The 23930-nt window shown below is 71.4% G+C and carries 20 protein-coding genes; 7 read left to right on the top strand and 13 right to left on the bottom strand.

The window, feature by feature from the left end:
- The first annotated feature begins 21 nt into the window (after positions 1 to 21).
- Positions 22 to 966: an ATP-grasp domain-containing protein gene (locus CG740_RS03210; protein WP_100573309.1), complete on the top strand. Its 945-nt coding sequence runs from the start codon at positions 22 to 24 to the stop codon at positions 964 to 966.
- A complete protein-coding gene (locus CG740_RS03215) occupies positions 963 to 1784 on the top strand; it encodes an ATP-grasp domain-containing protein (RefSeq protein ID WP_100573310.1) in 822 nt (273 codons plus the stop codon). Before CG740_RS03210 ends, CG740_RS03215 begins: the two co-directional genes overlap by 4 nt.
- Before the next feature lie 52 nt (positions 1785 to 1836).
- On the opposite strand, the gene CG740_RS03220 is transcribed toward CG740_RS03215, so the two are convergent.
- From CG740_RS03220 to CG740_RS03240, 5 genes are all read right to left on the bottom strand, one after another.
- On the bottom strand, positions 1837 to 2445 hold the full coding sequence (locus tag CG740_RS03220) for a histidine phosphatase family protein (RefSeq protein ID WP_100573311.1): 609 nt from the start codon (positions 2443 to 2445) through the stop codon (positions 1837 to 1839).
- A 208-nt stretch (positions 2446 to 2653) separates the two neighbouring features.
- Entirely contained in the window at positions 2654 to 3856 is a 1203-nt protein-coding gene (locus CG740_RS03225; RefSeq protein ID WP_100573312.1) for an ABC transporter permease, read from the bottom strand.
- Complete coding sequence (locus tag CG740_RS03230) at positions 3853 to 4650, bottom strand: ABC transporter ATP-binding protein (protein ID WP_100573313.1); 798 nt, start codon at positions 4648 to 4650, stop codon at positions 3853 to 3855. Before CG740_RS03230 ends, CG740_RS03225 begins: the two co-directional genes overlap by 4 nt.
- On the bottom strand, positions 4647 to 5711 hold the full coding sequence (locus CG740_RS03235; protein WP_100573650.1) for a peptidoglycan-binding protein: 1065 nt from the start codon (positions 5709 to 5711) through the stop codon (positions 4647 to 4649). The genes CG740_RS03230 and CG740_RS03235 overlap by 4 nt, the downstream gene beginning before the upstream one ends.
- Entirely contained in the window at positions 5708 to 6211 is a 504-nt protein-coding gene (locus CG740_RS03240) for a hypothetical protein (RefSeq protein WP_100573314.1), read from the bottom strand. The genes CG740_RS03235 and CG740_RS03240 overlap by 4 nt, the downstream gene beginning before the upstream one ends.
- 249 nt (positions 6212 to 6460) lie before the next feature.
- Here CG740_RS03240 and CG740_RS03245 point away from each other — a divergent pair, with 249 nt between their 5' ends.
- A complete protein-coding gene (locus CG740_RS03245) occupies positions 6461 to 7150 on the top strand; it encodes a response regulator transcription factor (protein WP_100573315.1) in 690 nt (229 codons plus the stop codon).
- A complete protein-coding gene (locus CG740_RS03250; RefSeq protein ID WP_100573316.1) occupies positions 7147 to 8313 on the top strand; it encodes a sensor histidine kinase in 1167 nt (388 codons plus the stop codon). The genes CG740_RS03245 and CG740_RS03250 overlap by 4 nt, the downstream gene beginning before the upstream one ends.
- Positions 8314 to 8347: 34 nt before the next feature.
- Here CG740_RS03250 and CG740_RS03255 read toward each other — a convergent pair whose 3' ends face one another.
- Complete coding sequence (locus CG740_RS03255; protein ID WP_100573317.1) at positions 8348 to 8782, bottom strand: DUF2000 domain-containing protein; 435 nt, start codon at positions 8780 to 8782, stop codon at positions 8348 to 8350.
- Between the two features lie 49 nt (positions 8783 to 8831).
- Here CG740_RS03255 and CG740_RS03260 point away from each other — a divergent pair, with 49 nt between their 5' ends.
- Positions 8832 to 9641 carry a helix-turn-helix transcriptional regulator gene (locus CG740_RS03260; RefSeq protein ID WP_100573318.1) on the top strand — a complete coding sequence of 270 codons (810 nt, stop codon included), beginning with the start codon at positions 8832 to 8834 and terminating at the stop codon, positions 9639 to 9641.
- A gap of 49 nt (positions 9642 to 9690) precedes the next feature.
- On the opposite strand, the gene CG740_RS03265 is transcribed toward CG740_RS03260, so the two are convergent.
- From CG740_RS03265 to CG740_RS03290, 6 genes are all read right to left on the bottom strand, one after another.
- Entirely contained in the window at positions 9691 to 10290 is a 600-nt protein-coding gene (locus CG740_RS03265; RefSeq protein WP_234376021.1) for a hypothetical protein, read from the bottom strand.
- Positions 10287 to 11534 carry an MAB_1171c family putative transporter gene (locus CG740_RS03270; protein WP_100573319.1) on the bottom strand — a complete coding sequence of 416 codons (1248 nt, stop codon included), beginning with the start codon at positions 11532 to 11534 and terminating at the stop codon, positions 10287 to 10289. The genes CG740_RS03265 and CG740_RS03270 overlap by 4 nt, the downstream gene beginning before the upstream one ends.
- A 54-nt stretch (positions 11535 to 11588) precedes the next feature.
- Positions 11589 to 12266 (bottom strand): toxin, encoded by a 678-nt coding sequence (locus CG740_RS03275; RefSeq protein ID WP_100573320.1) that lies wholly within the window; start codon positions 12264 to 12266, stop codon positions 11589 to 11591.
- Between the two features lie 143 nt (positions 12267 to 12409).
- Positions 12410 to 12880 carry a hypothetical protein gene (locus CG740_RS03280; RefSeq protein ID WP_100573652.1) on the bottom strand — a complete coding sequence of 157 codons (471 nt, stop codon included), beginning with the start codon at positions 12878 to 12880 and terminating at the stop codon, positions 12410 to 12412.
- A 477-nt stretch (positions 12881 to 13357) separates the two neighbouring features.
- Entirely contained in the window at positions 13358 to 13924 is a 567-nt protein-coding gene (locus tag CG740_RS03285; RefSeq protein ID WP_100573321.1) for a DUF2165 domain-containing protein, read from the bottom strand.
- A 538-nt stretch (positions 13925 to 14462) separates the two neighbouring features.
- A complete protein-coding gene (locus tag CG740_RS03290; RefSeq protein WP_234376022.1) occupies positions 14463 to 17111 on the bottom strand; it encodes a D-alanyl-D-alanine carboxypeptidase in 2649 nt (882 codons plus the stop codon).
- A gap of 336 nt (positions 17112 to 17447) precedes the next feature.
- Between CG740_RS03290 and CG740_RS03295 the strand changes: the two genes are divergently transcribed.
- Positions 17448 to 19181, top strand: a complete 1734-nt coding sequence (locus CG740_RS03295; protein WP_159030210.1) for an immunity 49 family protein — start codon at positions 17448 to 17450, stop codon at positions 19179 to 19181.
- Positions 19182 to 19286: 105 nt separating this feature from the next.
- On the opposite strand, the gene CG740_RS03300 is transcribed toward CG740_RS03295, so the two are convergent.
- Complete coding sequence (locus CG740_RS03300; protein ID WP_234376023.1) at positions 19287 to 20294, bottom strand: LacI family DNA-binding transcriptional regulator; 1008 nt, start codon at positions 20292 to 20294, stop codon at positions 19287 to 19289.
- 404 nt (positions 20295 to 20698) lie between these two features.
- Between CG740_RS03300 and CG740_RS03305 the strand changes: the two genes are divergently transcribed.
- On the top strand, positions 20699 to 23881 hold the full coding sequence (locus tag CG740_RS03305; RefSeq protein WP_199846305.1) for a GH92 family glycosyl hydrolase: 3183 nt from the start codon (positions 20699 to 20701) through the stop codon (positions 23879 to 23881).
- The last annotated feature ends 49 nt before the right edge of the window (positions 23882 to 23930 follow it).

Here is a 23930-nt window from a genome sequence, read left to right on the forward strand (position 1 = left end):
CGGGCATTACGGGGAAGGTCGATGAGGCTCTGCTTCCTGGTGGAAGAGCACTACCGCCATGACGGCATGCCCGTCGAGGTGATCCGCCAACTCGGTTCCTGGGGGCACCAGGTCGACGTGGTGCGCCCCGGCGGCTCGCTGCTGAGGATGTCCGAGGCGGTCCGGGCGGGCAGCCATGACGCCTGGGTGCTCAAGACGGTCTCCGGCGGCCCGGGGCTGCCGCTCCTCGAAGCCGCCGCCGCCGTCGGCCTGACCACGGTGAACGACGTGCGCTCCATCCGCGGAGTGCGGGACAAGGCGCTCGCCTCGGCCATCGGGCGCAGCCGGGGCCTGCCGGTGCCGATGACCTACGCGGCGGCCCGGCCCGAACTGCTCATGGAGATACCGGAGTCCGAGTACCCGCTGGTGGTGAAGCCCGCCGACGGCAGCTCGGGGCGGGCCGTGCACCTCGTGCCGTCGCCGGAACGACTGGCCGCGATGCTGCCCGTCCTGGCCGGGGAGGGGATGCTCATCGCGCAGCCGTACGTCCCCAACTCGGGCATCGACCTCAAGGTGTACTGCGTGGGCGGGGAGTTGTACGCCACCGAGCGCCGCTCCCCGCTCCATCCCGACCAGGGCGTTCGCGAACGGCACGTTCCGCTGCCCGCGGAAGTGGCCGCCATCGTCGACCAGGTGGGTGCGGTCTACGGGCTCGACCTGTACGGCGTCGATGTGCTGCTCGGTCCGGACGGTCCGGTGGTCGTCGATGTGAACGACTTCCCGAGCTTCCGCCAGGTCCCGGACGCGGCCGCGAAGGTGGCCCGCGCGGTGCTCGAACTGGCCCGCACGGGCAGCGAGGTGGCGGCTGCCGCGTTCGTCCCCGGTGTGTCCGGCGCGGGACGCATACCGGAGCAGCCTTTCGGGGGCGGCGTGCCGACCCCCGGGGTGCCGGCCGTGCGGTCGTCGGCGGCGGTCGAGGGCCGGTGAGCGGCACCACCACGGTCGGGCTCATCACGCCTGAGCCGGACCATCCGCTGCTCGCCGCCACCACGGAACTGCTCCGGCGCGAGCACCGGGTGGTCGCGCTCCACCCGGAGACGACGCGTCCCGACAGTTTGGACCGGCCGGCGGACGTCTATCTGCTGAAGTCGCGCACGCCGCGCGCGCTCTCCCTCGCCCGTGAGCTGGAGTCCCGGGGCGCCCCAGTGGTCAACTCCGCGGCTGCCACCGCCCTGTGCCAGGACCGTACGGCTATGGCGGAGCGGGCCCGGGAGGCGCGGCTGCCGTTCTCGGCGACCCGTACCCACGACTCGCTGGCGGAGCTGGCGGCCGGTGCGGAGCCGCTCGCGCCGCTCGTGGTGAAGAGTCGGCACAGCCGACGGCACGACCTGGTGGCGCGGGTCGACAGCCGGAGGGGGCTGGCCGAGTTGACTGCGGCCTGGGCCGATGAGCCCGTGGTGACCCAGGAGTTCGCGGCGAACAACGGGGACGACCACAAGCTCTGGGTGATAGCGGGGACGGTTTTCGCCGCGCTGCGGCGCTCGGAACTCTCCCCGGGGGGCCGGGGTCCCACCCGGCCCCTCAAGCTCGGTCAACTGCCTTCGGGATGGGCCGAGTTGGCAGTGCAGGTCGGCGAGGCCTTCGACCTCGACGTCTATGGGGTGGACGTCATAGCGACACGGGAGGGTGGGCCGCTGATCGTGGACATCAACGCCTTTCCCGGCATACGCGGCCAGGCGGGAGCGCCCGAGGCCCTCGCGGCCCTGGCGCTGAGCAGGGCCCACGAGGCGGTGGCGCCGGCCTGAGGGCCGACGCCACCGGAGGGCGCGCCACCGAAGGGGCGTGCCGCCGCGGCGTTCAGTTCGCGGTGGGCTCGATCACCGTGTTCCACGCGGTGAGCACCGGGCGGCCGTGTTCGCGGCCGAGCCGGGACAGGGCGCCCGTGTCGAGGACGAACAGGGCACCGCCGGAGGCGGGCAGGCCCAGATAGCGGGCCGTCAGGGCCCGCAGGAAGTGCGAGTGCGCGATGAGGACGACGTCGTCCTCGCTCGCCCGCAGGGCCGCGTCCGCCTCGGCCAGCACCCGGTCGGCTCGTGCGCCGACCTCGGCCGGGCTCTCGCCGGGGTGGTCCGCCGGGCCGGGGGCCACGCCGTCGGTCCACAGGTCCCAGTCGGGTCGGGTGCGGTGGATCTCGTCCGTGGTGATGCCCTCGTAGCCGCCGTAGTCCCACTCGTGCAGATCGGGGGTGATGCGGGCGTTCTTGAGACCGGCCAACTCGGCGGTGTGCAGGGCTCGTTGGAGCGGGCTGACCAGGGCGAGGCCGATGGGCCGGTCGGCGAGCAGCGGTGCGACCGCGCGGGCCTGCTCTTCGCCGTGCGCCGTGAGCGGCAGGTCGGTGTAGCTCGTGTGCTGTCCCGAGCGCGACCATTCGGTCTCCCCGTGACGTACGAGGATCAACTCACCCATGGCTGTGTCTTCCGTTCTCCGTGTGCGTTCCCCGGGCCGGTACCGCCCCGGCCGTACGCGGGGACAACCAGGCAGGGGGCGCGCGCATTCCGTGTGGACCGGTGTGTCGAGTGTCGGATACCTCACCAACGGCCCGGCCGGTGACCGCACACGCGGGCCGGGCCCGAATCCGTGGATCCGGGCCCGGCCCGCGCAGGCGTGACGATGCTCAGGCGGAGTGCAGCGCGAGGGTCGGGGACAGGCGCGACGCCCGGACCGCGGGGTAGAGCCCGGCTACCGTGCCGATCGCCAGCGTCGCGCCGAAGCCGCCCGCGACCGCCCATGCCGGGATCACCCACGGGATGCCGCTCGACACCGCGTACACCGCCGTCGCCGCCCCGCCCAGCACGATCCCCGCGGCCCCGCCCAGCCCCGACAGAAGCAGCGACTCGGTGACGAACTGGCCCCTGATCTGGCCCCGGGTCGCGCCGATGGACCGGCGCAGACCGATCTCGTAGCGTCGTTCCAGAACCGAGATGATCATGGTGTTGGCCACGCCGACGCCGCCGACCAGGAGGGCGACCCCGCCGAGCCCGAGCAGCAGGCTGCTGAACGCGCCCTCGGTGGCGGCCTTCGCCTGAAGGCCGGCGGACGGGTCGCTGACGCCGACGTCGCGCGGTGTCCGAGGCGAGACGGTGCGCGGGATCAGATCGTGGACGCGGTCGACCGAGGCGTCGGCGGAGCGCTCGTAGACGGCCGTGGGACGGCCGTCGAAACCGAGACGGCCGGTCGCCACGTCCCAGCCGACCAGTGCCGAGCGCGCGATGTCGGGTGCCAGCGGCAGCGGGTCGAGGATGCCGAGCACGGTGAAGTACTGGCCGCCGATGAACACCCGCTGGCCGGGTGAGGTGATCCCCAGTCGCCCCGCCGCCACATCTCCGAGGACCACCGACGGGTACTTCCCGGTCGCGGAGTTGAGGAAGGTACCGGTACGCATCGTGCCGCGCAGGGTGGTGAGGAGCTCATCGGTGGCGGCCTGGACCTGGATGCCGCCCGTGATGGTGTCGGGGATCTTCTCCGAGCGGCGCACGGTGGCGGGCACCGAGCCCGTGGCGCCGACGTGCTGCACTCCCGTGATCCGCGCCACCCGCCCCGCCGCGTCCTTCGGCATCGGCACCGACTTCCCGGTGAGCAGATCCGTACCCGGGGTCACGACCAGCATGTTGGTGCCGAGCTTGTCGAGCTCGCGGAGCAGCTGTTCCTTGCTGGACGCCGAGATTCCCACCACCGCGATCATCGTGGCGATGCCGATCGCGATGCCGAGCGCCGAGAGCACCACCCGCATCGGCCGGCTGCGCATCCCCGAGGCGCCGGTGTGCAGGATGTCCCGCGGGCCGAGCCGGGCCGGCCTGAGCACCGGCCGCCCGCTCATCGGACCTCCCCGGGCAGCGGCGCCGTCTCCGGGCCGCAGCCCTCCGCGGCGCCGGGCGCGCCCCGACCCGAGCCGAGCGGACCGCGGGGACCGCTGTCCTCGACCACCCGGCCGTCCCGGATCCGCACTTGGCGCGGCAGCCGGGCGGCGATCTCCGTGTCGTGGGTGATCACGGCGATGGTCGCGCCCTCCTGGTTGAGTTCGTGGATGAGCTCCATCACCGCCTCCCCGGACGCCGAGTCGAGCGCGCCCGTCGGCTCGTCCGCCAGCAGCAGATCAGGCTCGCCGACCACGGCCCGGGCGATGGCCACCCGCTGTTTCTGCCCGCCGGACAGTTCGTGCGGCCGGTGCTTCATGCGGTCGCCGAGCCCGACCCGCTCCAGTGCGCGGGCCGCCCGCTTGCGGCGCTCCGCGCGCGGAAGGCCGGAGTAGAGGAGCCCCTCCGCCACGTTGTCCTGGGCGCTCATGCCCGGGACGAGGTGGAACGCCTGGAACACGAAGCCGATGTGCTGGGCCCGCAGCGCCGACAGCCGGCGGTCGCTCAGGGCGGCCGCGTCGTGCCCCGCGATGGTGACCGACCCGGCGGTCGGCAGATCGAGGGTGCCGACGATGTGCAGCAGGGTGGACTTGCCCGAGCCGGACGGGCCGACGATCGCGAGCAGCTCACCCCGCTCCACGGTGAGATCCACCCCGCGCAGCGCGGCGACCCCGCCCGGATACTCCTTGGTGACCCCGGACAGCCGGACCACGGGCGGCTCGAACGCCGGCGGTTCGATGAGAGTGGCAGTGCTCATGTCGAGGGCACCCCGACCCGCAGCCCCGAGCGCAGCCCCGCGCCGGATATCTCCACGCGGCCCTGCGCGAACATGCCGAGTTCCACCTTGACCTCGCGCGCCTTCCCGTCCTCCACCACCTGCACCCCGAACGCCCCGTCGTCGAGCGCGAGCAGCGCCCCGACCGGCACGCTGAGGACGTTTCTGCGGATCTCGCCGCTGAGCTTCACGGTCGCGGGGGACTTGTCGATCCCCTTGACCCGGCCCGGATCGTCGAAGGTGACGGTCACGGCGATCCGGGGCGTCTTGTCGTTGGGGTCGTCACCCGCCTTCGCGGTCGAGCCGACCGACGACACCGTGCCGGACGCGGTGGTGCCGTCCGGCAGCTCCACCTGGACCTTGCCGCCGTCCTTGGCGAGCGCCGCGTCCGACACCTTCAGCTGGAGCTGCACGACCCGGTCGGAACTGGTGGTCGTCAGGAGCTTCTGCCCGGGTGCGGCGCGGTCGCCCACCGCGGCGTCCGCGCTCTGCACCCGGACCGGGCCGGTGGCGAACGCGATCTGCTCGGGCCCCACCTGCCCGCTCCGGGTCAGTCCGTGCGCCTTCTGCCAGCGCTTGACCGCATCCGCGGTGCCGGGCGTGAACTTCTCGTCGTCGGCGAGCCCGTCCCCGTAGCCGAGCGCCCTCAGGTTCGCCTTCAACTGCCGCACGTCGGTGCCCTGGTCACCGCTCTTGAGCACCCGGTACATGGGCTCGGTCCCGTACATCAGGCGTACGTCGTTGCCGTCGACCGCGTACAGCCTGCCGTCCCGCTTGACGCTCGACCCGCCGCTCGCGATCCAGGTGAGGGTGCCGGCCGCGCCGGCGTTGATCTTGCTCTCGCGCGAGTAGCCGAGCGTGCCGTCGACGCTGGTGCTGCTCACCAGGTCACCCTGCTCGATGGGAGCGGTGGCGGCCGGGAGTCCGGTCCGCTGCTGCGCGGAGTCCTTGGCTTCGGGCTGGGCCAGTCCCGTGACGGCGAATCCGCCGCCCGCGACGGCCGCCACCGCCACCACCGCCGCGATCATGGTCCGGCGCCTCATGCGGCGCACTCGTTGAGGGCCTTCATGAACTTGTCCGGGTCCGCCCCCGAAGGAATCTTGAAGCCGCTGCTGTGGTTGCCCTCGACCTTCGGGTCGGGCATGTCGAAGCCCTTGCCCCGCAGACACTGGGCGATCTTGACGGCCTGGTCCTGCTGCTTGGGGTCCGGGGCGCCGGAGCCGTCGCCGCCCTGGACGCCGGACCCGCACGCGTTGAGCGCCTTGTTCCACTTGTCCGCCGAGGTGCCCTGCGGCGGCGAGAGCACCTGGGCGTTCGGGTTCTCGCCCGGCTTGAGGTCGGGCACGTCCATGCCCTGCTTGCGCAGACAGCCGCGCAGCGCCTGGGCCTTGTCGGCGCCGGACGCATCGCCGCCCGAACCGCTGCCGGACGTGCCCGAGTCCTTCCCCGAGTCCCCTCCCGACGATCCGGAGCAGCCGGTCGCGAACAGTGCGAGCCCCGCCATCCCGGTTGCCAGGACCAGGGTGAGCCGGTGGTTCCTCATCGTTTCTCTCCTCGCGGACATGCGTGGCCACGGCACGGCTGCGCGCGACCGGCCGCCGAAGAGCGGCCGGGGAGAGCGTCCAGGAACCCGCTGTTTCGTTTCCCTTACAGCTCGGGGACACCGCTCGGGGACACCGCTCGGGGCCACAGCTCGGGGCGCGGGCCCTGCGGCCCCTGGCACCAGGCCGCACGGCTCCGGGCGCGGCCCGCGTAACAACGGCGAAAGGTCCGTTTCCGGTAGACAGGGGGCATGCGCGTACTGGTAGTCGAAGACGAGGCGTTCCTGGCCACGATGATCGCGGAGGGGCTGCGCCGCGATGCCATCGCGGTGGACGTGGCCCTCGACGGACTCAGCGGGCTCCGCAAGCTCCAGCTCGGTGCGTACGACGTCCTCGTGCTCGACCGTGACCTGCCCGGCCTGCACGGCGACGAGGTGTGCCGCACGGTGGTGGCCGAGGGGCTGCTCACCCGGGTGCTCATGCTCACCGCCTCGGGCGCCGTACACGACCGGGTGGAGGGCCTCGGGCTCGGCGCCGACGACTACCTGACCAAGCCGTTCGCGTACGACGAACTCCTGGCCCGGGTCCTCGCGCTCGGCCGCCGCACCCGGCCCGCGCTGCCACCGGTCATCGAACGGGCCGGCATCGTCCTCGACACCGCCCGCCGCCAGGCCCGCCGTCACGGCCGTCAACTCGCCCTGACCCGAAAGGAGTTCGCCGTGCTGGAAACCCTGATGCGGGCCGACGGCGGGGTGGTCAGCGGCGAGGACCTGATCGAGCAGGTCTGGGAGGAGCACGCCGGGTACGACACCAATCCGGTCCGGGTCGCCCTCAGCCGGCTGCGCGCCAAACTCGGTGACCCACCCGTCATCGACACCGTCCCCGGCGCCGGATACCGCATCGCGCGCACTCCGGACGAGGCCCGGCGGGCCGGGCGATGATCCGCCGGCTCGTACCCGCAACCGAGCGGGCCCGGCTGACCGCCCTGTACGGGGGACTGCTGCTGCTCGCCGGCTGCGTCCTGGTCGGTGTGATCTACGCATGCGTCCAGTACGGCCTGGACAACCGCATCGGGAGCGCGGTCACCGGGGTCGTGCCCGGCGGGCAGACGGTACCGCGGTCCTCGGCCAGTCCACCCGGTGACCTCGTGCCCGCCGAGCAGGCGGGCAAGCACGCCAGGACCCAGGTCGTCGAGGTCGTCGCGGCCACCACCCTCAACCGTCTGATGACGGTCTCCGGCATCGCCCTCGCCGTCTTCGCCGTGCTCTCCGTCGTGCTCGCCTGGTGGATGGCGGGCCGGGTGCTGCGCCCGGTCGGGCTCATCACCGCCACCGCACGCAAGCTGTCCGGCGAGAACCTCCACCAGCGCATCGACCTCAAGGGTCCGCCGGGCGAACTGAAGCAACTCGCCGACACCTTCGACCAGATGCTGGGCAGAATCGAGCAACTAGTGGGTGCACAGCGGCGGTTCGCCGCGAACGCCGCGCACGAACTGCGGACCCCGCTCGCCGTGCAGCGGGCCGCCGCCGAGATCGGCCTGGTCGATCCCGATCCGGAACGGATCAGATGGATCCGCGACGAACTCCTCCAAGTGGCCGACAACAGCGAGCACTTGATCGAGTCCCTCCTGCTGCTCGCCGCTTCCGACCAGGGCCTGGAACACCGCGAACCGGTGGCGCTCGACGCGAGCGTCACCGCCGTCGCCGAGGAGCACCACGACGAGGCGGACGGACGGGGCATCAGCCTCACCACCGCCCTGGAGCCGCTCAGCGTCGAGGGCGACCCGGTGCTGCTCACCCATCTGATCCGCAACCTCATCGGCAACGCGCTCCGCTACAACCACCGCGGCGGCAGCCTTCACCTGAGTCTGGTGGCGGCCGGCCGTTCGCTCCGGATCACGAACACCGGGCCCGTCGTGCCGCAGGAGGCGGTGGCGGACCTCTTCGAGCCGTTCCGCCGGCTCAACGAGCGCCGGCACGCCCCGGGCGAGGGCGCCGGGCTCGGCCTCGCGCTCGTCGCGTCCATCGCACGTGCCCACGGCGGCGAGGCCACGGCCGTGGCGAACCCGGACGGTGGTCTCACCGTGACCGTGCGCTTCCCCTGAACCCCTCCCGGCGCACCCTGGCGCGAGCGCCTGTTCAGGGGTGCATGCGTGCCCCCTTGAGCACCTTGTCGACCGCGTTGCGGGGCCCGTAGACGGCGAGCCCGACCAGATCGAGGTCGGCGCCGTGGACGGCCCGCACGGCGGCCCGGTTGTCGGCGTCATGGCCCGTCCTGAACATGTCGCCGATGAACACCGCTCGGGGGAGGTCACGGCTGAGGGCGCGGGAGTGGGCCGTCTTCAGTACTTCCTTGCCGCCCTCGAACACGAGGACCGGCTGGCGGAACAAGGGCAGATACCCGGTGCCGTCGGCATCGGCATACGGCTCGCCGATCGTCTCGGGCAGCTCGGTACCCAGACCGCTGACCAGGAAAGCCGTCACATTGAGCCGCTGCCAGGTCTGGAGGTCGTCGCGGAGCAGTACCGCGATCCTGGTGTCGAAACGTACGGGGGTGGCGCTGTCCGATGTCATGGAATGAGACTGCCGGACCCGCCCGGGCCCGGTCTTGTACGTTCCTTGCATGACCGCCGAACAGGAGATCTCCGCCTGGCGCCCCAGGGTCGCCGGGGTCGTGGAGGTCTTCCACGCCCGGTTCACCGAGCACTCCTACCCCATGCACGTCCACGACAGCTGGACGCTGTTGATCGTCGACGACGGCGCGGTCCGCTACGACCTGGACCGCCATGAGCACGGCACCCCGGGACACGTGGTGAGCCTGCTGCCGCCGGACGTGCCGCACAACGGCTCCCCGGCCACCGCCGGGGGCTTCCGCAAGCGCGTGGTCTACCTGGACCGGGCCCAGCTCGACGACAGTCTCATCGCCCCCGCGGTCGACGGGCCCGATCTCGTGGACTCCGTCCTGCGGCACAGGATCGGCCGACTGCACACGGCCCTCGCGCATCGCGGGGAGGAGCTGGAGGCCGAGAGCCGGCTCGCGTTCATCGCCGAGCGGTTGCGCGGGCATCTGAGCCCCCGGCTCACGAACGGCCCCGGCGGCCCGAGCGCGCCGGGTCGTTCGATCGCGCGGAACCTGCGCGAACTCCTGGACGCGCGGGTCGTCGACGGCATCACCCTTGAGGAGGCCGCCGGCCTCGTCCACGCCCATCCGACGCATCTGGTGCGCGCCTTCACCGCGGAGTTCGGGATCGCGCCGCATCAGTATCTGACGGCCCGCCGCGTCGACCGGGCCCGCGGTCTGCTCCTGGAGGGGCGCCCGGCCGGTGACGTGGCCCGTGCCACCGGGTTCTACGACCAGTCCCATCTGACCCGCCACTTCAAGCGGGTGGTGGGGACCGCGCCGGGCCGGTACGCCCGCCGCGGAGCGAACTGACACACCGTCAGCTGAAGGGGCCGTAGACGACCCCCGCAGAACGAGACCGTCACACGAACAGGAACGCGGCCGAAGTGGCCGCCCCGAGGGCGCCGCCCGCCACCGTCTGCATGACGGTGTGGTAGCTGAGGGCCACTCGCGACCAGCACACTGCGACGGTCACCGCGTACGCCAGCAGCCACCACGGGGAGTGGACCACCGCGAGCAGCGCGACCACTGCCGATGCGACGGCGGAGTCCACCGAGATCTTCCAGACCGTGTTCACGGCGAGCAGGAAGATCGTCATCACCCACAGGGCGAGCATCGCGGCCAGGATGCCGGTCGGGGCATGGCCGAGGACCATGACGACCGAACCCGCGCCGATCGAACCGAGGATGACGAAGAAGATCGGCGCCCGCTTGGTGCGGTCGACGACGTGCCGGTCGCCCCAGGTGCCGCGCTTGCGTTCCCACTCGATGTATCCGGCCGGTACGAGCCCCGCGCACAGCGCGCCGAGCAGTCCCCACAGCAGTCCGGTCCACTCGCCGGCCGCGGCGAGCCCGATCCCGAGCATTCCGGCGAGCAGGACGTTGCGCGGTTGCAGTACGTCGGTGATGGTGCGGGCCGTGACCGTCCTGCGGCTCTCGGTACCGGTCAGGGTGTCGCTCACGCGGTCTTCTCCAGGGAGTCCAGCACGCCGCGGGCCCGTTCGCCGCTGACGTTCAGATAGGCGTCCGCCACCCGTACCAGCCAGGCGACTTCGCCGTCCTGGTCGGTGGCGTGCTTGGTCGCGACGGCCGCGGCGTCACCCGCGGCCGTGCCGTCGGCCTTGGCGGCGAGCGCCGCCTTGATCCAGTACGCCTCGGCCAGTGGCCCGGCGCTCTCCGCGGACGGGCTGTCGTCGGCCGCGGCCCGCTGGGCGGCGGGGAGCAGCCCGTCCGGCACGTAGTGGCGCAGCTTCTCGACGGCGTCCGCGATGTCCGCCGCCCACCGGTCGATCCGCAGGTCCGCCGGAGTGTCGAACCGGGTCAGCTCGCGGCGGAGCGAGGCCGGGGGCTCGAAGGGCTGGTCGGGGAAGGCCGTCATCAGCTCGCGCCACAGCGGGTGCAGCCGGACCTGGGCCCGCCACAGCCGGACCCGGCGCCAGCCCTTGCTGAACGCGGGGACGGAGGCGCCGAGCGCGAAGAACGCGAACAGGACGACCTGGGCCGCCTCGGTGATCTCGTCGAACTTCAGGGCGAACGCCGGGCTCGGCCGGTCGGCGACGCTGATCCACAGGAACAGGGTCCGGCTGACCGTGTAACCGACGCCGATGAACATCGCGAACGTCATCATGCCGAGGCCGATGCGCAGATGGCGGGCCCCGGCCCCGGCGGTGGCGAGCGCCCACTGATAGGCGCAGACGGCGGACGCGGCGCCCAAGTACAGGTAGAACACGCTCATGTAGAGCGTGGCGCCCCACTGTCCGGCATGGTCGGAGACGAACCGGTCCGAGGCGTACGAGCGGTCGACCACGGTGAAGAAGAGCACGGTCAGCAGGATCAGCGTGGCGATGGACGCCTTGGCCGCCACCTGCTGGATCAACCGCGCGAACCGTACGTGCCGGGGGACGACCCCGCCCTCCGGGAAGTGCCCGTAGATGGCGACGATGTAGCTGAGGATCGCGAGGATCGCGACCGTCGCCGTGTAGTGCTTGATCAGTACGGCGAGGTCGACGACGGGGCTGTTGTTGAGCCCGATCCGCACGACCTTCGTCTTGGTCCACAGGGCGAGCGCGAAGCCGGCGTAGCAGCCCCACAGGGCGCGTCTGCGTCTGTCCTCCTCGTCGCCCCACAGCGCCGCGGGCATGCGCCACAGGGCGACGGCAGTCATCAGGCCGGCTATGAGATAGCCGGCAAGGTCAAGCGCGGTCACGGCAGTTCCTCGGGGGACGGGGCGGGGGGACGGAGGGGACGAAGTGCGAGGAGGTCACGGCCAGGAGCGGCGGAAGAAGCCGCGGCGCCGGTGCGCGACGGGCCGGGACAGGGAGTTGGCGAGCCGCCCCATCATGTCGTCGCTCGTCACGTCGAGGGCCATGCGGGGGATCAGCGAGGCGCCGAACTCGGCGATCCGCTCGTCATGGGTGTCGTACTGGGCGCGTGCCTGGATGGGGCCACCGGAGCGCAGCGCCTCGGTCACCAGGGGCGGCAGACCGTCCGCCTCCGCCTCGTGGGGAGTGGCGGGCTCGGTCGTCGCGGGGCGTGCGGCGGGTTCGTTCGCCGCCGGGCGTACGGCGGGCTCGTCGGAGGTGAGCACGCGGTTGATCAGGGAAGTGTTGAACACGGGGAGGAGCTGGCGCAGTTGGTCCGCGTTGAGCGTCGTGCCATGGTCGAACCACTCGTGGCACAGCTCGTGCAGGATGACGTGCTGGGTCTGGTAGGCGGTGGGGCGACGCCGGTACAGCACGAAGCTGGTGGCGCCCGACTTGAGCCGCAGGCCGCAGGCGGCGTTCACCCGGGCGAGCCGGTCGGGCAGCTCGTGCAGCACGATGGTTCGGCCCCGGGCCTTCTCCATGTTCGCCACGAGACCCGGAATGCTGAACGGGGCCGGGATCGGCAGATCCGCCAGTCCGGCTTCGCATTCTTTCCGCAGCTCGCGCAGGGACATGGAGACCTCTTGATCGTAGTCACGCGTGTGTGACAGGCGATCTGCGATCTTAGCCAATCGTCATGAACACGCGGGGACCGCTACAGCACGCGGGGGCCACTACCGGGACCCGCCCGCCGGCGGGCGGCTTCGGGGGCGCCGCCTCATGCGTCCTTGCTCGCACTGCCGCCTTTCCCGACCTTCCCGCCCTTGCTCTCCTTGTTGTCCTTGTTGTCCTCAAGGAGGGAGAGGACGAACTGGAGCAATTCCGGATCGAGTCCGTCGTCGTCGATCCCGCGGCCGGCCAGCCCGCTGATCTCTCCCGTGCGCCGCTTGGCGAGGAACTGGAGGCCGGCGACCACGTCGTCGACCACCTCGGACTCGTCCTTGAAGAAGCGCCAGTCCACGCCGAAGCCGAGCCCGAGCGCCTTGAGGATCTCTTCCGAGGGGTTGGTGACCTTGCCGGCGAGGATGTTGGAGAAGTAGCTATGCGAGAGCGAGCCGCCCCGCTCCTTGACGAGATCGGCGAAGACCCGGCCGGAGATCTTCTCTCCCGGAAAGGTCTTCTCGACCATGTACTCGACCTTCTGCCGGAGCGTCGTCAGGTCGGGCGTGTGTTCTTCGCCGTTGTCCATCAGGGTCCCCACGTCCACGTCCGCCGCTCGTGCGCTGTCCGACGATGCGTGATGTTCGATTCGGTCAACGGATCCGTACTTTAACCGACCTTGGTGGAGGAGCCCGGCGGACGGGGAGCCTGTCGGCCACGGTCGGCGGCAATAAACCGGAGCATCTTGTTCCGTTATTACGCCTCGGACTTGCGGAAACAATCTACGTCACTGTTAACTCGAAAAAACACGGACAAGGAGCCACGAGGGGAGTTCCTTGCTCGGGTGGCCGCTGTGCCCTGCGCGCTTTGCGCGCCCACGGCGAGCGGCCGTTGCACGCAGGTGTAGCCCTTCGCGACGGGGGACGCGCGAAGGGCTACACATGCATTATGCACCTTCTCTGCGGTGGCTGGTGACCGCTTCCCGCCGGGGGCGTTGACGCGCGACCTGGCCGGGCGGTGTCGGCGGGCGACTCGGTGCGGCGGCGCCGCCCGGTCGGCGGCCCAGTCAGTCCGACGGTGCGTCGCTGCCCGGCAGATGGACGACCACCAGGACGAGGCCGGCCATCATGAAGTTGCGGGCGGCCGCGTCGAGTCCGTTCCAGGACTTGGACTGCCACATCGCGAACCACTCGCCGCCGACCGCTATGAATCCGGCGCCGAACAGCACCAGCACCATCAAGAGGCCCGCGGTGCTCAGCCGCCGGGCCCGTCCCACCCCCGAACGCCGCCGGATCCCGCCCAGCCAGGTGGCGGCCCCGGCGATCAGCACCAGGGCCGCCACGGTCTCCCAGATGATGATCAGGACGTACGCGATGTCCTGCACAGTGCCGGAAGTGATGGCCCGCCACATCAGGTCCGGGTCCTTGAATGTGGTGTCCATCGCGAGGACGTGCCGGACGAACTGCCGATTGGTGTCGAAGTCGGTGATGTTGCCGAAGGCGACGAGCGCCATGTACAGCGCGACGGTCGCGGTGAGCAGCCCCGCCGCGAGCGGAACGGCCGGAAGCCCTGTCCCGCTCGCCGGGCGTGTGCCCCCTGCCGTTCGTGCCCCGAATCTGAACCTGGAGGTCATCGCGGACTCCTTGCCGGACGTGCCGAGCCGTTTGCTTCGCCGAACGCACGGACGCCGCGCGCCCGGCATTCACCCTGGCCCACCATTCTGCATTCCCTTGCGCCACCCCAAACCCCATGTGCAACAGGGACGTTGACGGCCGACGGGCCCTGGAGTTGACTCGGGACCGAAACGGCGCACCAGGGAAGGGAGCTCCACCGTGATTCCCGAGCAGCCTGTTCCTCCGACGGCCCCACCGGGCCACCTCTACGCGACCGGCCGCCGGGCGGCCGTCCCGACACCGCGCGCGGCCAACTGCTCGTGCGGGCCGAGCTGTCCATGCGGCTGCCAGAGCGGCGGCCCCTGCCAGTGCGGAGGCGCCGTCCCCTGCTGAGCCCTGCCGAGCTCCGCCGGGCCCTGCCGACAGTGCGGCCCCCGCCCGGATCGGGCGGGGGCCGCACTGTGGCCAGGAGCACGTCGACCGCGGCTGCTCTTCCGGGGGTCGGCGGCTGTCCCTTCGGGAGGAGCGGCTGTCCCCTCGGGAGGCAGGCGGTCGAGGTCAGCCGAGCCGGGTCAGCTTCGCGCCGAACGACGGCTCCACCAGATCGCCCTTGAGTGCGACGGGCACCTTCACCTCGCCGGTGCCGGTGCCCACGGTCAGGGTGCCGACCTGGGTGCCTGCCTTCGCCGTGTGGGGCAGTGTCCTGCCGCCGTCGGTCAGGCTGATCCCGACCGAGGCGCCGGACCAGACGGGCACGCTCAGATCCTTGGTCGCCACGACCGGGACCGTGCCGCCGAGGCCGTCGTCCACCTGGCCGACCACGTCGCCCTTCTTCACCACCGTCTCGCTCCTGAGCGCCTTGTCCGCGGCCAGTATCAGCTTCTTGCTCGCCGCCGTCGCGGTGTCGATGATGGGCGCCCTGTGCTGACCGAACACGGCGCCGATGACCAGCTGCTTGCTGTCGCCGACGGTGGTCTCGGCGGCGAAGAGGAGGTTGCCGCCCGCCTTGGTCGTCGAGCCCGTCTTGATGCCGACGACGCCGTTCAGCGGGACGAGCTTGTTGAAGTTGCGCTGTGTGCGTGCCGTCTCGATCGTGCCGCCGCCGGACGTCGTCGTCGACGTGTACGACGGCAGTTTGGCGATGGCCCGGAAGACCGGGTCGGCCATCGCCCGCTTGGCCAGCTTCACTTGGTCCTCGGCGGTGCTGACCGTGGACTCCATGAGACCGCTCGCGTCGGTGTACGTCGTGTTGGTCATCCCGAGTTCCTTGGCGGTGTCGTTCATCTTCTTGATGAACGCCTCCTCCGAGGACGCGTCCCAACGGGCCAGCAGACGGGCCATGTTGTTCGCCGAGGGCAGCATGACCGCTTGCAGGGCCTCCAGTTCGGAGACCTGCTGGCCCGCCTTGACCTCGACGACGGACTCCTTCTCCTTGACGCCGTTGGTGTAGTCGTCCTGCGCCTTCTGGTCGACCGGGATGGAGGGCCCCTTGTCGCCGACGGTCTTGAGCGGGTGGTCGCGCAGGATGAGGTACGTGGTCATCACCTTGGCCACGCTGCCGATGGGGAGTGGCTTCATCTCTCCGTAAGTGCCCATCCGGCCGAGGCCGTTGATGTCCACCACGGCCTGGCCCTCGCTCGGCCAGGGCAGTGAGACCGGTCCGCCGGATGCGGTGTGGCTCGACTCGGCGGTGAGCTTGAGCGTGGGCGTGGGAAGCGGCCGCAGCGCCTGGACCACGACCAGAACGACGGCGAGCAGCGCGACGAGGGTGCCCCAGATCTTGATCCTGCGCCCGACCGTGCGGGCCACTGTTTCGGGCTTCGGCGGGGTGTTGGTCAGCTGCGCCAGCAGGTCGAGCGGGGGCGGCGGCCCGCCCGCGTCACCGTTTCCGGCCGCGGTCGCCGGTGCGGGTGCGGGTGCGGGTCCGGTTGCCGGTGCCGGTGCGGAGGCCGGGGGCGGGGCTGCGGGAGTGACCGGCGGCCGTTTCAGTGCCATGGTGCGGTCGTCGTAGGCCCGCGGCGGCGCGCCGAACTCCCGGGTGACATCGGCCTCCGAGGGTCCCTGGCCCGGCTCGTCGCCGACCGCCGGAGCGGAGGGGACGGGCGCCGCGCGGCGGGGCGGGGCGGCGTGCGGCAGATCCGGCTTGAGCGCGATGAACTCACTGGTCCGCTCGGAGTCGGACTCCTTGCGAGCCGCCCATGAGGGGGCGGGCCGTTGCGCCGACTCGGGCTCGGACTCGGGCGCGGGCTGGGAGTTGGGCGTGGCCCCCGCCTCGGACTTGGACTCGGGCTTGGCCCTGGACTCGGGCTGGGCCTTGGATTCCGGCTGGGCCTTGGGCTTCGCCCTTGACTCTGCCCCTGACTCGGCCCCGGCCTCGGATGCGGGCGCGGACGCAGTCTCGGGTGCGGACCCGGACCCGGACCCGGACCCAGACCCGGACCCGGACCCTGACTCGGTCTCGGCGTTGTCCGTGGGCAGCGCGCGGCGGTCCGCCGCGGAGGCGGAGGCAGGGGGAGTGGAGGCCGTTGGCGGCGCAGGGGGAGTCGAGGCGAGCGCGGCCCTGGGGTCGCTCTTGGCCGATGCCGCACGCGTCTCCGCCTCGGGCGTCTGTGGCCCCTGGGGCGCGTTGCCCGCTGCCTCGGGCGCCGACGCCTTGGGCCCGGCGGCCGACTCCTTGAGTTTGGGCGCCGCCTCCGCCGCTCGCTCGGGATCATCCTGCCCGGCCTCGCGGTTGCGCGGCGGGTCTTCGGAGGCTGGGGCCGGGGCGGCGGAGTCGGGGCTTGCCGCGGTGTCGACCGCGCTGCCCGTGCCGCCCGCCTCGCCCTCGGCGGGGCGCGCCGTGTCCTCTCGCGGCAGATCGCCCGAGCGCGCAGGCGCGGGAGCCGCGAAGACCAGGGTCTTGTCGGCCCGGTCGGCCGTGTCCGTCGCATCGGCGTCCGTCGCGTCGGCGTCCGCCGTGTCGGCCCGGTCGGTTCGGTCAGAGTGCTCGCTGCCCGATGCGGACCGGCCCCAAGTCGGCTTGGTGGACGGCGAGTTGGGGCCTTCGGAGTCCGTCGGCGCCGAGGCCGCACGCGGCTCGGATTCCCGCGCCACGCCCTCCCTCCCCTCGCCGGCCGCCTCCGCCGCCTCCGCTGCGTCCGAGGCGCCGCCGCGTACGGCCTCCGTGCCGGAAAGCCCGCCCGCGTTCGCGCTGTTCTTCTCGTTCATACGTGGTGCAGCCCGCCTTGCTGATCTCGCCCTGTGCTCTGCGCTGTCGGCCGCCTAGACGTCAGGAAGGCAGGGAACCGTTCCAGCCGGAAGTACTCATTTCCGGGCCGACGGGGAACTGCCATGGTCCCGGAAGCCGATCAAGCATGACCACGATCGCATGTCCGTGTGACCAAATGATGACAAAGACGCCGCGGGATCTGTCATGAGGCTGGGTGGACCCCCGAGCCGGGCGCGTTGTCAGACCCCCTTCTTATGCTGGCAGGGCAAGATCGAACGGGGACTCGTCGGGAGGCAGAGGTGCGGATCGAGCGGCATCGAATCGGTGAGCCGGCTTTGGCCGCCGCGGAGGCCGACTTCGCGGACCGCGTCGCCGCGGAAGTGCACCGGATGCAGGAGGATCCGCTTCCGGCCACGCGCTGGCGGCTGGTCACCGATGATTTTCTGGACTACTTGGGCGCGCGGTCCGTACGGCTGCCCGGGCTGGCTGGGAAGGACGCCGGGACGGCGCTCGGCTCGGCGGCGGCCGCCGCGGTGGGCGCCCTGGAGCTGGCCTCGTCTCCAGGGCGGGAGACCGAGGTGTTCATCGACTACGTCGGGGCCGGGGTCTCGTACGGCGGTGATGTCGAGCGCGGTGAGGGCGCCGGCGATCAGGAGGGACGGGTCCGCGCCTCCGAGTGGCTGGTCGCCTTCCAACTGGCCTTCCTGGCCGAGGTCTCCGACCGCAGGGCCGATGTCTTCATCGAGGCCGCCCCACCCTGGCGCGGCAACGAGGGCCGTGCCGACGTGGCGCTCGTCCATGCCCTGATGGCGTACGCGTTCGACCATGAGGAAGGGGCCGTCGATGTGCTGACGGAGGGGCCGGTTCAGGACGTCGAGAAGTGCGCCCTGATCGACATGGTGACCGCCACGCTCGGCGAGGGCGACGACTGGCCCGGCCATCGCGCGGCCCTCAGCACCCTGCGGGCACTCGCGGCGGGGGACGAGGAAGGCTTCGCCCAGCGCCTGGCATCGCAATTGGAGCAGTACCGGAGCCGTGCCGCGGGAGACAACGCAAGACCCCGCAGCCTGCTCCCGCTCGACGCCTTGGCGCTCATGGCGATGGCCCATCGGGGGTACGGCTGGGACGTCCCGGTCGAGTCCGGTTACCTTCCGCGGGCCCTGGTGACCGGCTTCGAGAGAGCGGCGCCCCGGGTGCGCGCCTACGGCCGGGACAAGCGCGCCGACGCCATGGCCGCGCTCGCCGCCGGCTCCCTGGCGGTCGAGCGTCCGTGCCACCCCGCGGCGTCCCAGTCCCTCGACCCGTCGCCGTACGACGACTGCGCCGCGCAGGAGCTGGCGCGCTTCCACGACCCGAACGCGGACCCGAAGTCACTCGCGCGGGATCTGACATCGCTCATGGCGGACCAGCGCCGGCGTTTCCTGGTACGCGCCGCGCTCGATCCGACCGGCTGCGACCCGTGCCAGTACGAGGCCGTGCTGCTCGGCGCCGAGGCGGGAGCGGCCGCACTTCGGGTGGCACGGGCCGAGCCAGGAACAGAGGTGGACGTCACGATCGGAGGAACGACGAGGACGCTGCCCGCGTGGCGCGGCTCCTACCGCCCCAATCCGCACCAGTGGCAGCAGGCCATGGCGCTGACTCTGATCGTCGGTGCCCGCGAGCCGCTGGCCGACTGCGTGCTCATCGAGCCGGAGTTCCTCGCCGAGGGTGATCACCCGTCACCCGGTGGGGCCTACTGCGTGGCACTGCACGACTATCTGCGCGGTGCCGATCCCGAGCCCGCCATGGACCACGCCCTGGCGACCGCCGACCGGATGGCCGGAGCCGGCTTCCTCGCCCCGCCGCTCAGCCTGCTGTCCCAGCTGGTCCAGTGCGATCAGGAGGGCTTCGCCCTCGCGCTGGCCGACGCCCTGGAAGAGCACCGCGAGCACTACAGCGTGGGCGCCCGCGGCAGGGACTTCGAAGCCGCCGTCAACCTGGATGTGCTGGGCCTGGCCTGCCACGCCCGTCGGATCGGCTGGCCCGTTCCCGTCCGATCGCCCTATCTCCCCCAGGGGCTGCTCCTCTGACGCCGACCCGTTCCCCCTCATCGGTCACGTGCACCGGCCCCGACCGCCCGACCGCTCCACCGGCCCCGAGCACTCCACCGGCTCCGCCAGTCCCGGTCCGCTCCGCTAGCGCGGCCGGCCGCCGCCCGCGCCCGAGCCGCGCACGATGAGCCGGGTCAGCAGCACGACCGAGCGCGGAGCCGAGCGGTCGCCGTCGATGCGCGAGAACAGGAGGTTCGCGGCCGTGGCGCCGAGCGCGACCGGGTCCTGGCTGACAACGCTGAGCGGGGGACTGAGCCGGTCGGCCAGCGGAAAGTCGTCGAACCCGACGAGGGCGACGGGGTCGGGCTGCCCGAGCCCGTCCATCACCCCGATGGTGATCAGGTCGTTGGTGGTGAACAGCGCCGTGGGCGGAGCGGACAGCGCCCGCAGCTCGGCGAGGGCGGCGGCCGCGTGGGACTGGGAACGCAGTTCGTGGCGGACGAGAGCGGGGTCCTCGGGTATGCCGTGGGAGGCGAGGGCGGCCAGATACCCCGCGTGGCGTTCTCGCTGGGTCCAGATGTCGAACCGGTCGCCGAGATAGGCGATCCGGGTGTGCCCGTGGCCCAGCAGGTGGCTGACGGCCCGCTCGGCCCCCGCGCGGTTGTCGACGGTGACGGTGTCCACGGCCAGGCCCTTGGCGGGCCGGTCGACGCAGACCACGCACGTGCCGCCGTCCATCTGCCGCTTGAGGAAGCCGTGGCCGCCGTTGGTCGGGACGAGGATGAGGCCGTCCACCTGACGTGCGGTGAACGCGGCTATGACCTCGCGTTCGCGTCGTGGCTCGTCGTTGGTGCTGCCGACCAGGACCAGGAAGCCGCGCCGGTGGGCCTCGTCCTCCACGGAGCGGGCCATCAGCGCGTAGAACGGGTTGGCCAGGTCGTCGACGACCAGACCGATGGTCGACGTGCGGAGGTTCTTCTGCCGCAGGCTGCGGGCGTTGTCGTTGCGTTGGTAGCCCAACTGCCTTACGGCCTGTTCCACCCGGGCGGCGGTGTCCGGCGAGACACCGGGTTCGCCCGACACCGCCCGCGAGACGGTCATCGGGCTGACTCCCGCGGCACGGGCCACGTCCTTCATCGTCGGGCGCTTCACGAGCCTCCTCATCGGCCGGTCCGCGCCCGGGTCCGGCACGGCGACGCGTCGATGATGGCAGACGGACCCCCATGTCAGGCGGCCCGCGCGGTGCTTGCGCCAGGACCGCCTGGCCCGCCTACGGATTGGTAACGTTCCCATGGACGTCGATCGCCGACGACACCATGTCTGACAGACCGTCAAAGTCACGGTGCTGAAAGGAGATTGAGCCAATCGGGCAACGGGTGCAGGGGCCTTGCGGTGAACGCGCGGCGGCAATTCGCTCCTTGCCCTTGACGGGTAGTCAGGGACACCTCAACAATCCTGAGTTGATTGGTAACGTTCACATGCACACCGAGCATCCTCCGTCCCGAGGCCGCCCGCCGGACGGCGAGCGGTCCCTTGCGAGAAGGTGGTCCCCCCTCGTGCTCCGCTCCGTGCCCTCCTCCGGACCCACGGTCCGGCCCAGACGTCCCTCCCGCGGCGTCAGCGCGTTCAGTGCGCTGGCGCTCTCCGCCCTCGGACTCGTCGGCCTGGCCGCCGCCGTGCCCGCCCATGCGGCCGCGCTTCCGCTGACCCAGTACGTCGACCCGTTCATCGGCACCGACGACAGCAACGCCCCCAACCCCGTGCCCGGCGGCGCCGGCGGCAGCACCTATCCCGGCGCCGTGGTGCCGTTCGGCGGGGTGCAGTTCGGTCCGGACACCCCTACCGCCTCCCCCTCCGGCTACCGCTACAAGGACACGTCCGTCGAGGACTTCAGCCTCACCCACTTCGACGGCGCCGGCTGCCCCAACAACGAGGACCTGCCCCTGCTGCCGGTCACCGGCGCGCTCGGCAGCTCACCCGGCACCAACTGGACCGGCTACGCCTCCGGTTACAGCAAGGCGAACGAAGTCGCCAAGCCCGGCTACTACAAGACGCGCCTGGACCGGTACGCCACCGACGTCGAGCTGTCCGCGACCACCCGCACCGCCATGGGCAAGCTGACCTACCCGTCCTCGACGGCGTCCCGGCTGCTGATCAACACCGGCCGCAGTGCCACCGGCAACCGCGCCGGATCCGTGCACATCAACGGCAATGAGCTGACCGGCAGTGTGACGGCCGGGGGGTTCTGCGGCTCGTCCAAGACGTACCAGATCTACTTCGACGTGCGCTTCGACCGGACGCCGACCGGCTTCGGCACCTGGTCCGGCGGCACCGTCAGCGACGGCTCGGCCACGGCCTCCGGCACCAACACCGGCGCCTACGTCACCTTCGACACCAGCAGCAACGCGACAGTCCAGTTCAAGGTCGGCCTGTCGTATGTGAGCGTGGCGGGGGCCCAGGCCAACGTGGCCGCGGAGAACGCCGGTTGGGACTTCGGCGCCGTCCGGACCGCCGCGGACACGGCCTGGAACCAGATGCTCAACCGGGTCCAGGTCTCCGGCGGCAGCGCCGAGGAGCGGCAGAAGTTCTACACCGCGCTCTACCACGTGCTCCAGAGCCCCAACATCTCCAGCGATGTCAACGGTGACTACCGGGGCTTCGACAACGCCGTGCACAATTCGGTGCGACCGGTGTACCAGAACTACTCGGGCTGGGACATCTACCGTTCATGGGCCTCGCTCATCGCCCTCATGGCTCCGACCGAGGCGAGTGACATCGCCAAGTCGATGGTCCTGGACGGTCAGCAGGGCGGACTGCTGCCCAAGTGGTCGCAGCAGACGAATGAGGACTTCGTCATGACGGGCGATCCCGGCCCGATCATCGTCAGCAGCCTGTACGCCTTCGGGGCCCGCGACTTCGACACCTCAGCAGCCCTGTCCCTGATGGAAAAGGCGTCCAACGGCGGTACCGCGCAGGGCAGCGCGATCCGCGGCCGCCAGTCCACGTACACCAGCCTGCACTACCTCGACGATCCCTCGGACTCGCTCGAATACTCGGCGTCCGACTTCGCCGTGGCCCAGTTCGCCAAGGCGCTCGGCAACACATCGAGCTACAACACCCATATGGGACGCGCCCAGTGGTGGCGCAACACCTTCAACCCCGAGTCGTCCTATGTACAGCAGCACCAGAGCGACGGCTCGTGGACCTGGCCGCTCGACCCGGCCAGCCAGTCCACGTTCACCGAGGGCAACGCCTCCCAGTACACCTGGATGGTGCCGTACGACTTCTCCGACCTGATCAACTCCATGGGCGGCCCCGGAACCGCCGTCCAGCGCCTCGACCACCACTTCACCGAGGTCAACGCCGGTCAGAGCAGGCCCTATTACTACATAGGGAACGAGCCCGAGCACGGGGTGCCGTGGGCCTACAACTACGCACGCCACCCGGCGGGCGCCACCGACGCCGTGCGCAAGGTGATGGCCGAGTCCTTCACCACCGGTGCCGGCGGACTGCCCGGCAACGACGACCTCGGCGCGACATCGGCCTGGTACGTGTGGGCGGCGCTCGGCATGTATCCCGCGACTCCGGGCGCGGACACACTGGCCGTGCACGGGCCCCAGTTCCCCTCCGTTCTGATCCAGCGGGCGGCCGGGAACATCACCATCAACAGTTCCGGCAGCGGGCCCTATGTGCAGGCGCTCGACGTCAACGGCACGTCCACCAGCCACAGTTACCTGCGCTATCCGGACGTCGCGGGCGGCGCGACCTTGAACTACACCATGGGAGCCGCGCCCAGCGGCACCTGGGGCACCGGCGCCTTTGACGTGCCGCCGTCGTTCCAGGACGGGGCCACCCCGGTGCCCGCGGCGCCGGACCTCGGCACCGACCTCGCGCTCGGCAAGCAGGTCACCGGGTCGGCGAGCTGCGCCACGGCGGAGTCGGCCGACAAGGCGGTGGACGGCTCGCTGGCCAACAACAGCAAGTGGTGCTCGTCGGCGGCGAACCCCTCGATCCAGGTCGACCTCGCAGCCGTGCGCGACGTCTCCTCGTTCGTGGTCAAGCACGCGGGTCTTGGCGGCGAGAACACCGGCTGGAACACCGGCGCCTTCCAGATCCAGACCAGCACCGACGGCACCGCCTGGACCACCGCGGCCACCGTCACCGGCTCGCGCGCCAGCCGGACCTACCATCCCGTGTCGGTCCGGCCGGCCCGCTATGTACGCCTCCTCGTCACCAGTCCCGCCAACACCACCGGCGGCGGCAGCGACGCGGCCCGCATCTACGAGCTGGAGGTCTACGGGCCGAGCGGCGGCAGCCGGGACCTCGCGATAGGGCAGCCGGCCACCGGCTCGGCGTCCTGCAACGCCACGGAGACCCCGGACAAGGCGGTCAACGGCACCTTCAACGGCGGCACCGGTGACAAGTGGTGCTCGAAGGCATCCGGCACCAAGACCCTCCAGGTCGACCTGGGCGCGTCCCATCGGCTGACGTCGCTCACCGTGCGCCATGCGGGCGCGGGCGGCGAGAGCGCGGACTGGAACACCAAGGACTACGACCTGAGCGTCTCCGCCGACGGCACCACCTGGACCACGGCGGCCCAGGTGCGCGGCAACACCGCCGATTCCACGACGAGCACGGTCACCGCGTCGGCCCGTTATGTGCGCCTCGCGGTCCTCACTCCGACCCAGAACAGTGATCCGGCAGCCCGCATATACGAGCTGGAGGTCAACGGAAGCTGATCGTCCTCGCGGCGGCCCGTCCGGCACCTGCCGGACGGGCCGCTGTTGG

It is taken from the genome of Streptomyces sp. CB01201 (genome assembly GCF_002803085.1).
GTDB classification, from domain to species: Bacteria; Actinomycetota; Actinomycetes; order Streptomycetales; family Streptomycetaceae; genus Streptomyces; species Streptomyces hundungensis.